This window comes from Methanomicrobiales archaeon HGW-Methanomicrobiales-1 (assembly GCA_002839675.1).
Taxonomy (GTDB): Archaea; Halobacteriota; Methanomicrobia; order Methanomicrobiales; family Methanospirillaceae; genus Methanoregula.
Genome location: PGYM01000002.1, coordinates 130398 through 144404, shown reverse-complemented (window position 1 = coordinate 144404; position 14007 = coordinate 130398). Strand labels below are relative to the sequence as shown.

Sequence of the window (14007 nt, the reverse complement as noted above, 5' to 3'; positions counted from 1 at the left end):
ATGGGGTCATCGTTTTTCTGGTACTTACGGGAGTTTGCCCGCGCCGAGTGGATCAAAAAGTTCCTCTTTGCAAAGACCGCTCCGCTGGTAACACCCTCCCATTTCCGGGGCTTCCCGGAGCCGACCGGCAAGACCTGCCAGCATGCCCTCTTCTGCATGATGGCCTGCCCGGCGCCGGGCGCAATTGAAGTGGTGCATGCCGGTGACGGCTGGATGCCGAAGATCCACAAGGGGCACTGTATCCGCTGCGGGCTCTGCGTTGAGGCATGCCCGAACGGAGTGCTGAAAAGCGGGAGGATCCTTGAAACTGTTGAGCGCGAAGGAACATCGCTGCTCTTCTCGTTCCGCATTGCGATTGACACAGAACTCTGCACCGGTTGTGGGAACTGCTGCACGGCCTGCCCGGTCAACAAGCAGGCCGATGCCCAGATGGGGGCCGGCGGGCATTCCTCGAACGATGATGTGATCATGCGGGTGCAGGAAGGCGATGTCGTGGTGATTCACGAGGACAAATGCACGGGCTGCAAGACCTGCGAGACGAGCTGCCCGACCAATGCCATCCGGATTGCCCGGATCCTCGAAGGATACCAGCAGCCCGTGCCGGAGGGATTGCAGTGAAGTGCGTCCTCAATACCGGACGCTCGGTCCCGCAGGGAGCTGCTGTTGAGCACAAGGGATCCGAAGCTTACTCTGCTGTAGCATCGGCATGCTTCCTCAATCCTGTGGACATGATGGTGCTGGGAATTGAGAAGGGAAACCGGGTCCGGGTGTCTGCACCTGCAGGTTCTATCGTTCTTACCGTGTCTCCTGCGGAAGGTGTGGCACGAGGCGAGATATTTGTGACAAACGGCCCGTATGCAAACCACATCATCTCATCAGAGACCCATGGCACCGGCATGCCGGATTTTAAAAACCAGTTTGTTGATGTGGAGCCGTGCGATGAACCCGTGAAGAGTGTTGGGGAACTCATGGAAGCTATCGGGGGGTTGCGCTATGATCATACGTGATGTGATCTGTCCCTTCTGCGGCTGTCTCTGCGACGATCTCGAGATCGAGTGCGAAGGGGGAAAGATCATCAAGGTGCAGAACGGCTGTGCCCTTGCCGAGGCAACGTTCATTGACGATACCCGGCTCCCTGCCCCCATACGGCGCATGGAGACCGGATGGGAGGATATCTCCTATGACGAAGCGATCAAGGAGACGGCAGAGATCCTGGGGGATGCGGACCGTCCGCTCCTGTACGGGTGGAGCAGCACGCACGGCGAGGCCCAGAGCATTGGCGTGCATATTGCCGAACGGATTGGTGCTGTCATCGACAACACGAGCACGGTCTGTCACGGCCCGTCCATCCTTGCGATCCAGGAAGTAGGTCACCCCGGCTGCACGCTCGGGCAGGTGAAGAACCGGGCGGATGTGATCATCTACTGGGGGGGTAACCCGATCGAGGCGCATCCCCGCCACATGAGCCGGTATACTACGTTTGCCACGGGGTTCTTTGTGCCGGATGCCCAGCAGGAACGCACCGTGATCGTGGTAGATACCCGCAGGACCGACACTGCCAATATTGCTGACGAATTCGTGCAGATTGAACGCGGTGGGGATTATGCAGTTCTTTCTGCCCTGCGGGCAATTGTGCGGGGAAACTCATCGGTAATCCCCCAAAAAGTTGCCGGGGTCTCAAAGGAGCAGCTGCTCCGCATTGCCGAAATCTGCAAAAATGCAAAGTTCGGGGCGATCTACTTCGGGCTCGGTCTTACCATGAGCCGGGGAAAATACAAGAATATCCGGAATGCCATCGAGCTCACCGACGAACTCAACCGGCATACAAAATTTGTCATCTCCCCGCTGCGGGGGCATGGGAATGTCTATGGTTCAAACGAAGTTTCCACATGGATGACCGGGTATCCTTTTGCCGTTGATTTCTCACGGGGGATTGCGTTTTACAATCCCGGTGAAACGACTGCTGTTGATGTTTTGAGGAGAGGCGAATGCGATGCTGCTCTCATCGTGGCAAGCGACCCGGGTGCAAATTTCCCCAGGGCTGCGGCAGCCCATCTTGCAAAGATTCCGACGATAATCATTGATCCGCACGTGAATGCCACGACCGCGCTTTCCCGCATCCACATCCCCTGCACCGCTGCGGGTATCGATGCCGCAGGGACCGCGTACCGGATGGATGGGGTGCCCATACGGCTGAAAAAACTGATCGACCGTGGTTTTCCCGATGATGCCGAGATCCTCAAAAAGATCTATGATCTCCTGAACGGAGGCATGGGGCCATGACCGAGTTATGGGTAAAAAATGCCTGCGTCATCGACCCGATCCGGGGCATCAACGGCGAGATCATGGATATCGCGATCCGTGACGGCCGGATTGTGGAGTCAGTCTCGGACCGGGCAGACGTGATCGATGCACAGCGTTGTCTCACCCTGCCCGGCGGTATTGACTCGCATACCCATGTCAGCGGCACCAAGGTGAACTTCGGGCGGTACATGAGCCCCGAGGACATGCGGGCGGGACGCACGAAGCGCAAGGGGAAGATGCATGTCACGAGCGGCTACTATGTCCCGACTACGTTTGGGAACAGCTACCGTTACAGTGCCATGGGGTACACCACCCTGCTCGAAGGGGCGATGGCTCCCTTAGAGGCCCGCCACACTCACGAGGAGTTTACGGCAACTCCCCACCAGGACATGATGGCAAATACCCTCTTTGACGGCAACTGGGCAGTCATGGATGCGGTGCGGGAAAAAGATGTCCGGAAGACCGCGGCAGTTGTTGCATGGACCTTAAAAGCAGCCCGGGGATACGGGATCAAACTGACCAACCCCGGTGGCACCGAAGCATGGGGCTGGGGCGAGGACTTAACCGGCATCCATGACATGGTACCGCATTTCGCTGTCACGCCGTCCGAGATCATCACCACCATGATACGGGCAAATGAGCTTCTCGGCCTTCCCCACTCGGTGCACCTGCACTGCAACAACTTAGGAAAACCCGGCAATTACCAGACCACCCTTGAGACGTTCGATCTCGTGCCCGACCTGAATGCGGATCGCCAGACCCTGTATGCCACCCACGTGCAGTTCCACTCCTATGGCGGCGGGACCTGGAAGAACATCTGTTCCAAGGCAGAGGATATCACCCGCTCGATCAACAGCAAGCCCCAGATCGTGATGGACATGGGCCAGATCATGTTCGGCCGGACAATGACCATGACCGCCGACGGGCCCATGGAGTTCAACCTCCACTGCCTCCACAACAACAAATGGAGCAACCATGATGTGGAACTGGAGACCGGGTCCGGTATCATCCCGGTAACGTACTCGAAGAAGAGTACGGTAAACTGCATTATGTGGGCTATTGGCCTTGAACTGGCGCTCCTCACCAAAAGTCCGTGGCAGTGCCTGCTCGAAACCGACAACCCCAATGGTGCGCCGTTCGTGAAATACCCTGAGGTGATTGGCCTCCTGATGAGCAAACGCTACCGCGATGAGGAATGTGCAACGCTGCATACCGGTACCGAGCAGAAGACTTCGCTCTGTGCGCTGGAACGGGAACTGGACTGGCACGATATCGCCGTCATGACCCGGGCCGGGCAGGCAAAGGCACTCGGCATCGTCAGCCAGGGCAAGGGCCATCTCGGGATCGGTGCGGAAGCCGACATCGCCATCTACCCGATCCGGACGGATTCCGTTGACCCGGCCCGCGAATATCGGAAAGTGGTGGAAGGGTTCCAGAAGACCCGGTACACGATCAAGCGGGGACGCGTGGTATCGCGGGACGGGGAGATCATCGTTGACGGGGCAAATGCCACCTTCTGGGTGGATGCAAAGGTGCCCGAAGACATACGGATGGAGAACGATCCGGAATTTATCAAGAGATTTGAGCAGTTCTACACTGTGAGGATGAGCAATTACCCGGTGCAGGACGTGTACCTGCCCCGCGGGCGGCGCATAGAGACGGAGGCATTTACATGAGAGTGATCCTCGAGAGCAAGGTGCGAGCCAAGCCCAACATCCCGATTGAAGCAGAGGCGATCATCCCCCGCAATTTCTTAAAAGGTACTGACCTTCTCGTCTATGAGGGCAACAAGGAACGCCAGCTCTCTGAAATGTTCTGGATCTTTGTCGAAGGGACGGCAGTGGCCCCGGAGAACATCGAAGTCGTGCTCAAAGGTGACACGTCCCGGATAAAACGTGTAGGGGAGTACATGGACACCGGCAGTATCATTATCGAAGGGGATATCGGCATGCACTGCGGGAACTTCATGAGCGGCGGAACGATCGAGATCCGGGGCAATGCCGATTCGTGGCTCGGACGGGAGATGCGGGGCGGGACGATCATCTGCCGGGGCAATGCGGGTCATTACTGTGCAACCGGCTACCGTGGCGAGAAGAAAGGAATGCAGGGTGGAACCGTGGAAGTGTTTGGCAATACCGGGGATTTCTGTGCCGAATACCTTGCGGGAGGCACGGTGCACATCCATGGCAGCACGGGAGATTTCCCCGGCGTGGAGATGCGGGGCGGGGAACTGACTATCGAAGGAGACGCGACCCGGCCCTGCGGGAACATGAAGAACGGCTCGTGCGTGATCCTGGGCACGGTGCACGACATGCTCCCCACGTTTGAAAAGACCGGGCAGCGGGTGCTTCCCGCATGGAAGATCACCGCGGATGTGTACAGGGGCGATGTGGCAAACCGGGGGAAGGGCACCCTCTGCGTGCGGAGCTAAAAAAATATGTCGCCTTTCAGGCGCTCTCATTTTTCACGATCAGGTCAGCGAGACCCCTGACCGCATTCATGAACGGGGATTGCCCCGCAAGGAGCGGGGTGACTACCGGTTCAGCATGTACCACTTCCGGATCAGCCGGGAGATACACTACTTTAAAGAAAAGTCCTTCTTCCCCGCATATCTCATGAACTTTCCGGAGATCGTCCGGTGCACCCGACCGGTTCACAACCAGTATCCTGTTTTTGATCCCAATCTGCCGGGCGAGAAGCGCTGATTCCCGTGCTACCGACAGCGCATTATATGACGGGTCGCTGACAACCAGCGCCGTGTCAAACCCGTCAGCAACCGCCCGCCCGAAATGCTCCATGCCCGCAGGTGTGTCCAGCAGGACAACCTGTGCCGGCAGGAGCGGCATGTGGCGGAGGATTGCGGCAAGGAGGGTATACTCCGGGCAGAGACACCCGGCACCTGCCATACGGACGCCGCCCATGACGAGGAGCTGCAGGTTATCAGCCACAGGGACGGAGAAGCGGTCAATGACATCGCTCACCTCCGGGTTAAGGGTGAGGAGGCCGCCCGGAGAAATATCCGGACCGGCGCCGGTCTTTTCCCGGAGATATTCCGCGCTTTTCGAGACCGGCACTACCTGCACTGCCTTTGCCGGCGGGATTCCGAGTGTCACTGCAAGGTTCTGCTGGGGATCGCCATCCACGGCAAGCACCTGCAAACCCTCGCGGGAAAAAAGATGGGCAAGGAGAGCGGTGAGCGTGGTCTTGCCCACCCCGCCCTTGCCGGCCATCACTACCCGTATTCCCCCGGTCCTGCCGGAGGAGGGATTGCCGGTTCCCGGTATTTTTCCGGGACCGGATATGCCTGCCGGCACCTTCAAATCCCCAGTTCGGTCCGCTTGCGTTCGATGTGGTCCGAAATAAGCACCGCAGCTTTTGCCGGATCAGGTTCTACGGAGAAACTCGCGTTCACGGCGCCCTTCAGTCCTTCGGTCAGGAGCGACACCGTTGCAGGGCTTCCTGCAATGTGCGGCATCACGCCGAGCACCGTGTACACACCGGAGGCAACAAAGTATGCCCCGATGGAGACTGCTTTCTGCGAGTACCACTCGGGCGCTGCACCGGCAATGGGCAACTTGTGGATCGGCACATTGAGGGCATTGCCGAGTTCCGCTGCGAGCACGAGAATGCGGGAGTTGTCAACGCAGGAGCCCATGTGGAGCACCGGCGGGATCTTCAACGACTCGCAGACTGCCCTGAGGTCAGCACCGGCAAGCGATGCGGCCTCGGGCCGGAGGAGGCCGGCTTTTCCGGACGCGATCGCGGCACAGCCCGTCTCGACACAGAGAATATTTCTCTTGATGAGTTCCTTTGCCAGCGTTACATGACCTGAGTCATGCTTCACGTGAGGGTTGTTGCAACCGACGATCCCAACCGCACCCCGGATCTTCCCGGCAGCGATCAGGTCGATGAGCGGTTTGAACGAGCCGCCGAGTGCATTCTTGATCGCTTCATTGGAAAATCCCGCCATGACCGGCATGGGCTCTCCCGGGATAAGCACCCGCTGGGGGTTCCGGTTCTTGTAGTTCTCTACGGCCATCCGCACAATCGCTTTAGCCGTGAGATACGCTTCCTCTGCATGGAAGTCAAAGTAGTACGAGCCTGGGATCTTGGCTTTCGAACTCGTGGAGATGATCTGGGTGTGATAGCAGCTCGCGGTCCGGGGGAGCGAGGGGAAGATACACTGGTAGTCCACGACCATTGCTTCAAGGGCACCGGTTGCGATGATCATTTCCTGGTTGAGATGGTTACCGGACATCGGGATGCCCTTTCGCATGAGCAGTTCATTGCCGGTACAGCACATGCCGACAAGGTTGATCCCCTTCGCACCGTATTTCAGTGCGAGTGCCTTTAACTCAGGATCTGCAACTGCTTTTACTATCACTTCGGAGAGCATCGGGTTGTGGCCGTGCACTGAGATGTTCACGTGATCTGCCTTGAGTACAGCCAGGTTCATCTTCGAGCTGGTAATCGTGGGCGTGCCAAACAGTATGTCCGAGACATCGGTGCCGATCATCGATCCGCCCCAGCCATCCGAGAGCGAGGTGCGCAGACCCTGGAGCAGGATATTGACATAATCGGCGCCGACACCCATCTGGATGCGATGCATCGAGTCCACCACTTCGCGGTCAATGCCCCGTGGCGTTATGCCGAGTTTGTCCCAGATCTCCCGGGTGGCTTTCGGGGCACGGTTGAGGAACTGGAGCGTGTTCTTCTTCATGCCGTACTCTTCGAGCATGGCACTGCCCAGTTCTTCGGCAAGCTGCTCCGGCTTCTTCCCGTCGGTTTTGATATTATATTCCTTGCAGATCCTCTGGAGTTTTTCTGGATCGCCGATTGCATAATCTTTGGTCTTTCCGGTGCCAAGGAGATACAAGGTCTCTACGATATCGCGGCCATGATCCGAGTGGGCTGCCGCTCCCGTTGCGATCATGTCTAACAGGTTGCGCGAAACGATCAGGTCGGCATCGGCCCCACAGACGCCCCGGATGCGGTGGGGCGGGATGATCCGGCAGGGCCCCATGGTACATCGTGAACAGGACGAGCCGGCTTCACAGTATTTACAGGGTGGCTGCTGCATCTCGAACCGGTCCCAGACCGTCTCGATACCCTTTTTCATCATCAGTTCAAGGACCGGCTTGGCGTTCTCGTCGGTTGTCCGCTCATTCTTCTTCTGCTCGATCAATGCCGGGTTCAGAAGGGACATCCTTGCCCTGTCGAGCTCGCAGACATCGAGCCGTTCCCGGATCAGCTGGGGTTTTGGTTCTTCTGGCATTTTTCAACACACCCTATCTTTTGGATATCTGGTTATCGATCACGAGCGTATTTATTTCCTCTCCTTGGGGAACCAGAACCCTGGTGCGAGAGTATGCGGAAAATGCCCGGGAGAGTATTACTATCCTTTCCGGGACTTGTTGTGTCCCTGCTCCTTTTCCATCAGCAGGTTGATCACGGTCTCGGAAATATCCCCGGCGTACTCGCCGGCCCGCCGGATACTCTCCGCGATATATCCCACGTGGATTGCCACGAGCGTATCCTGTTTCAGTACCATATTGTTGATATCCCCGCAGATCGTATCGAGTGCCTGGATCGATTCGATATTCCGGTTTGCGTCTTTCATATCGGCATTAAAAAACGATACTATGCTCCGGTCAAAGTTCTCCAGCGACAGGGAACTTGCCTTCCTGACTGCCGCAAGGATCTTTTTGTCGAGTTCACCATCAATAATCGGCGGGGTATTTTCGGCGATCCTGACGGCATGGTCCCCAATCCGCTCTATGATACGGCTGAGCATGTAATAGTGCATCGCCATGCTTGTCGAGATTCCCATCTTCCGGGACAGCGATGCATTCTGCATGATCATGTTGGTCTGCCGGGCAATCAGCCAGTTGAGCCGGTCCACATCCATGTCGCGGCTGACTACATCTTCAGAAAGCGCTTTGTTGCGGGTCTCTAAGGCAGAGATTGCATCCTCGTGCATGGTCTTGACGATTACAAACATGCGCTTGATGGTATTTTCAAACGGCATCTCCGATGGATTGAGGAGATCTTTTATCGCAATCACCGACTCGGTCTCCTCAACTACTTCCTGGCCGATGGTCATCTGGGAAAAGTCCCGGACAACCGTTCGGACGAACGGGGGAAAGCGCTGTTTTGTGGTGAGCCGGATCATGGTGAACCCGGTGATGTAGGTCCCGATCAGAAGGCGGAAGAGAAACGCCGGGTCTGCAATGGTGCTACAGTTGATCTCCTTGATCCGCTGGAGGGGATCTTCAGTAATCTTTGTCGTGACCAGCAGCGTCCCGTCCGGTTGGGCGATAAGCCCGACAGGATCATTTTTCTTGATATGTTGTTCCCCTGCCCAGTCCTTGGGGAGTGTGACTACGAATGATGCACCCCCGGTTACCTGCACCCGCCTTATTTCCATGACTCACCTCGTATTACTATAGTAAACTGATTTCACTATGTTACTCTATTCTCATCTTTATGATATATATTCCTGTATAGTCTATGGCGAAAAACAGTATATCAGCCCCGGGGAAATGGTGGATGGAACATCATGAGAGCAAACAGGAGTTCATCGTTACTCATCACCATTGGCCTTGCCGTATTGCTCATCGCAGCAATGGCAGTAGCAGGCTGTACTGACACCGCAAACAAGAACACCCCTGCAGCACCGGCAACAACGCCGGCTGCGGTCGTGACCGCACAGGATGCAGCCCTGGCAGCAAATCCGGCAGTACCGGCAGCCACATCTGCACCTGTATCAACCGGCCAGAAACAAACCATTAAGATCAGTGGGTCAACCACCGTTCTTCCCATAGTCCAGAAGGCTGCCGACCAGTACATGGCAACGCACCCGGACGCTGACATCCAGATATCCGGTGGCGGATCCGGTGTAGGCATCCAGGCAATCGGTGCTAAGACCGTTGATATCGGTATGTCCTCCCGTGAAGTGACCAAGGCAGAGATGGCAAAGAACCCCGGCTTTGTTGTCACTTCGGTTGCACAGGACGGTATTGCCGTTATTGTCAACCCCGCAAACACGATCCAGTACATTACCCTTGACCAGATCAAGAACATCTATCTCGGAAAAACCACCAAGTGGACCGAGATCACCGGTGCAAGCGTTCCCAATACCAACAACCAGATTGTGGTCATAGGTCGCGACAGTGCATCAGGAACCCGCACGTATTTCGATGAGACTGTTCTCCTGAAAGCAACACCTATCAACAAGATGCTCGAGAAGAACTCCAATGGGGCAGTCCTCCAGACCGTAGCCCAGACGCCCGGTTCGATCGGGTACGTCTCTATCGGGTTTGTAAGCAACGATGTCAAGGCACTTCCCGTCTGGTATAATGCCCAGAAGATTGTTGCACCAACCATCGACAGTGTGAAGACCAAGACCTACCCGGTCTCCCGTGACCTCTACATCATTACCAATGGTCAGTCCAGCGGTCTTACCGGCGACTTCATCAAGTACATCCTCAGCTCCGATGGCCAGAAGATTGTTGCCGATGAAGGCTACGTAACCCTCAATTAAATCCTGGAGCAGGTGACAGGAACAATCCCCATTTTTCTTTTAAAGGAGGCGATGAAACATGGAATTTACTAAAAAAACGGGGGGTGCCTTTAACGCCTCTAAGGGCACTGCCCGGTTATCTGTTCGCAAAGAACAATCGATCAAAACCGTATTCTTCTTTACAGCCTTCTTTGCCGTAATCGTAGTCTCATTCATCCTGCTTTTCTTATTACGGGATGGCTACCCGATCTTTGCGCAGGTCGGAATACTCAGTTTTCTCCTTGGCCCTGACTGGGCGCCAACAGCAGTTGTACCCTTGTTTGGTATCTTCCCCCTTATTGTCGGTACCCTGCTCGTCACCATTGGGGCCATGGTCTTTGCCGTCCCGCTTTCCCTTGGCTGTGCAATCTACATCTCTGAACTCGCATCCCCGAGGTCAAAGAAAATCCTCAAACCGGCAGTTGAACTATTGGCCGGCATCCCCTCGGTGGTATACGGGTTCTTCGGGCTCATTGTTCTTACCAGTTTTATCCGGGTGAGTTTCGACATTCCCACCGGGGAGACCTGGCTTGCGGCTTCGGTGCTGCTGGGGATTATGGCCCTTCCCACGATCATCAGTGTCTCTGAAGATGCCATCAGTTCGGTACCCCATGAGTACAAGGAAGGGTCGCTTGCGATCGGGGCAACCCGCTGGCAGACAATCAGCCGTGTGCTGGTGCCGGCAGCCCTGTCGGGCATTGCAGCAGCTGTCATCCTTGGGATTGGCAGGGTAGTAGGTGAGACCATGGCAGTTCTGATGGTGGCAGGTAACGCAGCCATTATCCCGGACCCGATCTGGAATATCCTGTCCCCGTTACGGACACTGACCGCTACTCTTGGGATCGAGATGGGCGAGGTATCGGTCGGCAGCGAGCACTACAGCGCCCTGTTCGGCATTGCCGTTGTCCTGCTCGTCATCACGCTCATCATCAACCTGTCGGCCGTTGCCATCCTGCGCCATATCCGGGAAGGAAGAACCCGAAGTTCCGCACGAACACCGCTCGTCTCTTCGGCTACCAGAGAATCCCTTTCCCGGTTTTACGGGATCATCGGTGTTGTCGTTTTACTGGTCTTCCTGCTTGCCGCTGCACCGTGGTGGCTTGCAGCCCTCGTCCCGCTCATAATCGGGGCCTGGTATTTCGGCAGGGACCGGCTCTCCCCGAAAAATATCCAGATAATCGCCTTTGGCCTTATCGGCGTTGCGACCGTCATTGTACTTGCCATTCTTGTCATCATCCTGCAGGACATTGTCATCAATGGGCTTCCGGCACTTTCGTGGGAGTTTTTGACCCAGCCCCCGAAAGATCTCGGCCGGGCCGGCGGGATCTTCCCGGCGATCATCGGCACGCTCTACCTTGTTATGGGCGCGATCTCGATTGCGCTTCCTCTCGGTGTGGGGGCGGCCATTTATCTCGTGGAATATACGCGGGAAGGGAGGATCACCCGGCTCATCCGGACCGGGGTAGACCTGCTCAACGGCACACCTTCGATTGTGTTTGGCCTCTTCGGGTTTGCCTTCATCGTGCTCTATCTCAATGTCGGTGTTTCGTTATTGGCCGGGCAGGTTACGCTTGCCCTGATGGTACTTCCAACCGTGATCCGCACGACCGAAGAATCCTTAAAAAATATCCCGCAGTCCCTGCGGGAGGGCAGTCTCGCGCTGGGTGCAACCCGTTGGCAGACGATCAGCCGGGTAGTCCTGCCACCGGCAGTGCCAGGAATTGTTACTGGTGCAATCCTCTCTATCGGCCGGGCAGCAGGAGAGACTGCCCCGATCATGTTCACCGCAGTCGTCTTTTCGTCGCGTTTCCTGCCCGACTCGGTACTCCAGCCGGTCATGGCGCTGCCCTACCATCTCTTCATACTCGCAACCAATGTGCCCGGGTCGTCCACCAACAAATACGGGACTGCGCTCGTACTGCTCCTGCTCGTCATCGGGTTCTATGCGGTTGCGATCCTCATCAGAACACATTTCCAGAATAAGGCACGGGGATAAACAATGTCTGAATCTGCAATTATCACGACAAATAACGTCAACCTCTGGTATCATGAGAAGCATGCACTCCAATCGGTCTCGATAAAAATCCCGAGAAACCGGGTGACTGCACTTATCGGCCCGTCGGGCTGCGGGAAATCAACCCTGCTGCGGTGCTTCAACCGGTTAAATGATCTCATCGATCACGTGAAATGTACCGGTGAGATCCTGCTTGACGATGAGAACATCCATGCTCCGGCAATCGATGTGGTGACACTCAGGAAAAAAGTCGGGATGGTCTTCCAGAAACCCAACCCGTTTCCCAAATCCATCTATGAAAACGTGGCGTACGGCCCCCGGGTGCATGGCATCCGGGATAAATGCGAACTCGACAGGATCGTGGAGCAGAGCCTCCGCCACGCGGCCATCTGGGATGAGGTAAAAGACCGGCTGAATGATTCTGCGCTCGGGCTCTCGGGGGGCCAGCAGCAGCGGCTCTGCATTGCCCGCACGCTCGCTGTGGAACCCGAAGTGATCCTGATGGATGAGCCCTGTTCAGCGCTCGATCCGATTGCAACGGCAAAGATCGAGAACTTAATCGAGCGGCTCAAGGAAGATTACACCGTCATCATCGTCACCCACAACATGCAGCAGGCAGCACGGGTGAGCGATTATACGGGCTTCATGTATCTCGGCAAACTGATCGAATGCGGAAAGACGGGGCAGATCTTCGAGCACCCGAAAGAAGAACTTACTGAGAATTATATCACCGGCAGGTTCGGGTAAGCATCATGGCAGAAAAATTCCACACTGAATTAAAAAACCTGAAACGCGACACGCTGAAGATGGCGCATCTCGGGCGACTCATGCTGCGGACGGCAGTCGATGCGCTCATCCGGCAGGATACGGAACTGGCAGCGTCCGTAGTTGCACGAAAAGAAGAGATCCACGAGATGGAAGTCCGTCTCGAAGAGCACTGCTACCATTTGATTGCCCTAAACCAGCCGATGGCAAAAGATATGCGGATCATTGCCTGCACGCTCAAAGTCATCACGGCATCGCTGCGTATCGGGAGGTACGGTAAGTCAATCGCAAATACCGTAAACGACCTGTCCACCAAACCCCACATAGCGAACATGATGAGCATACCGCACATGGCGGATCTCGTGCTCGACATGGTCGACGATGCGATCAAGGCGTACGAGTCTGATAGCCTACGACTAATTGATGATTTCTCGTCACGGGATGATACGATCGATGCGCTCCGGCACTCGATCTTCCGCGAAGGGATCACCTACATGATGGAAGATCCCAAGAACATCTCGCGTTGCACGCACTATATCATGGTGGCCCGGTATCTCGAGCGGTGCGCTGACCATGCCTGCAAGATCGCTGAGAATGTTCATTATATGGAGACGGGTGAGAGGATCGAGATCCATTAAACGGCGGGTGTTTAGGAGAGTCTGATGGAAATAAGATCGTGCCTTTTATTCAATGGAACACTCGTGTACCCATTTTTTGAAATCTTCGTCTGAAAAAAAAGAGCCTCATATTCGCATTCCGGTAGACTTTTTTGTGTTGGGATGGACTAAAACCCATAGTAAAAAATGCCTGAATTTAAAGGCCTTTGGTGGCTACCGGGCGAGGGTGTTTCCACCCGTATTTCGGCAATCGCAAGGAATTTCGGGCGTGTTTTTTACCGGGCCGAAAAAGGAGACTTTTACGGGTTTTTCCGGTAATAACCGGGATGCCGGAACAGGAAAATGAGCCCGTAATGGGCTTATTTTTCTCTCAGTGATCTTTCCCCTTCCCGGACTAACTGCTGTCTGCTTTGCGTCGTACCTGCATGCCCGAATGTTGCAGTATTCCCGGGATCTTGGCAGAGCTCATATTCTTCCGTTTCACGAGATACCGGCATTTCGGGGGATCGGAGGGGTTTATTCTCTCCGCCTTTTCGATCCTGAGCACGATAAAGGGGCACTGACCGAACGATCCGAACTCCAGCCTGCGCAGGAATCCTGAGATCGTGTTGTACTGGTAGCGGTTCAGGTCAAACCGTTGCCGGATCTCCTGCACCGTAACCCACCGCTCATCGGTGCCATTCTCCTCCATAAACTGGTCAAGCAGTTCGGGTATACCGGAATATTTTTTCATCCTGGCACTTCTT

The 14007-nt window shown here is 55.8% G+C and carries 13 protein-coding genes; 9 read left to right on the top strand and 4 right to left on the bottom strand.

Features of this window, described 5'->3' with window-relative positions; all coding sequences use genetic code 11:
• From CVV30_06865 to CVV30_06845, 5 genes are read left to right on the top strand one after another with little or no spacing between them, the layout of a single operon-like run.
• The gene (locus CVV30_06865) at positions 1-618 is read left to right on the top strand and encodes a 4Fe-4S ferredoxin (protein ID PKL69288.1); all 618 of its coding nucleotides are present in this window, start codon (positions 1-3) and stop codon (positions 616-618) included.
• A complete protein-coding gene (locus CVV30_06860) occupies positions 513-1007 on the top strand; it encodes a molybdopterin dinucleotide-binding protein (protein ID PKL69287.1) in 495 nt (164 codons plus the stop codon). The genes CVV30_06865 and CVV30_06860 overlap by 106 nt, the downstream gene beginning before the upstream one ends.
• Entirely contained in the window at positions 994-2283 is a 1290-nt protein-coding gene (locus CVV30_06855; GenBank protein PKL69286.1) for a formylmethanofuran dehydrogenase subunit B, read from the top strand. The genes CVV30_06860 and CVV30_06855 overlap by 14 nt, the downstream gene beginning before the upstream one ends.
• The gene (locus CVV30_06850) at positions 2280-3980 is read left to right on the top strand and encodes a formylmethanofuran dehydrogenase subunit A (protein ID PKL69285.1); all 1701 of its coding nucleotides are present in this window, start codon (positions 2280-2282) and stop codon (positions 3978-3980) included. The genes CVV30_06855 and CVV30_06850 overlap by 4 nt, the downstream gene beginning before the upstream one ends.
• Complete coding sequence (locus CVV30_06845) at positions 3977-4735, top strand: formylmethanofuran dehydrogenase subunit C (protein ID PKL69284.1); 759 nt, start codon at positions 3977-3979, stop codon at positions 4733-4735. Before CVV30_06850 ends, CVV30_06845 begins: the two co-directional genes overlap by 4 nt.
• Before the next feature lie 16 nt (positions 4736-4751).
• On the opposite strand, the gene CVV30_06840 is transcribed toward CVV30_06845, so the two are convergent.
• The 3 genes from CVV30_06840 to CVV30_06830 all read right to left on the bottom strand — a co-directional run bounded on the left by CVV30_06840 (position 4752) and on the right by CVV30_06830 (position 8731).
• The gene (locus tag CVV30_06840; GenBank protein PKL69762.1) at positions 4752-5534 is read right to left on the bottom strand and encodes a cobyrinic acid a,c-diamide synthase; all 783 of its coding nucleotides are present in this window, start codon (positions 5532-5534) and stop codon (positions 4752-4754) included.
• Between the two features lie 86 nt (positions 5535-5620).
• Positions 5621-7579, bottom strand: coding sequence for a carbon-monoxide dehydrogenase catalytic subunit (gene cooS, locus CVV30_06835; protein PKL69283.1), 1959 nt, complete (start codon positions 7577-7579; stop codon positions 5621-5623).
• Positions 7580-7699: 120 nt separating this feature from the next.
• Complete coding sequence (locus tag CVV30_06830; protein ID PKL69282.1) at positions 7700-8731, bottom strand: PhoU family transcriptional regulator; 1032 nt, start codon at positions 8729-8731, stop codon at positions 7700-7702.
• 132 nt (positions 8732-8863) lie between these two features.
• Between CVV30_06830 and CVV30_06825 the strand changes: the two genes are divergently transcribed.
• Genes CVV30_06825 through phoU form a run of 4 tightly spaced genes read left to right on the top strand, consistent with a single transcriptional unit; the run spans position 8864 to position 13282 of the window.
• Positions 8864-9847: a phosphate-binding protein gene (locus tag CVV30_06825; GenBank protein PKL69281.1), complete on the top strand. Its 984-nt coding sequence runs from the start codon at positions 8864-8866 to the stop codon at positions 9845-9847.
• A 58-nt stretch (positions 9848-9905) separates the two neighbouring features.
• A complete protein-coding gene (locus tag CVV30_06820) occupies positions 9906-11861 on the top strand; it encodes a phosphate ABC transporter permease (GenBank protein ID PKL69280.1) in 1956 nt (651 codons plus the stop codon).
• Between the two features lie 3 nt (positions 11862-11864).
• Positions 11865-12626, top strand: a complete 762-nt coding sequence (locus CVV30_06815) for a phosphate ABC transporter ATP-binding protein (protein ID PKL69279.1) — start codon at positions 11865-11867, stop codon at positions 12624-12626.
• A 5-nt stretch (positions 12627-12631) separates the two neighbouring features.
• Complete coding sequence (gene phoU / locus CVV30_06810) at positions 12632-13282, top strand: phosphate transport system regulatory protein PhoU (GenBank protein ID PKL69278.1); 651 nt, start codon at positions 12632-12634, stop codon at positions 13280-13282.
• 373 nt (positions 13283-13655) lie between these two features.
• Here the strand turns inward: phoU and CVV30_06805 are convergent, their stop codons facing one another.
• Positions 13656-13994 (bottom strand): hypothetical protein, encoded by a 339-nt coding sequence (locus CVV30_06805; protein PKL69277.1) that lies wholly within the window; start codon positions 13992-13994, stop codon positions 13656-13658.
• Positions 13995-14007: the final 13 nt, after the last annotated feature.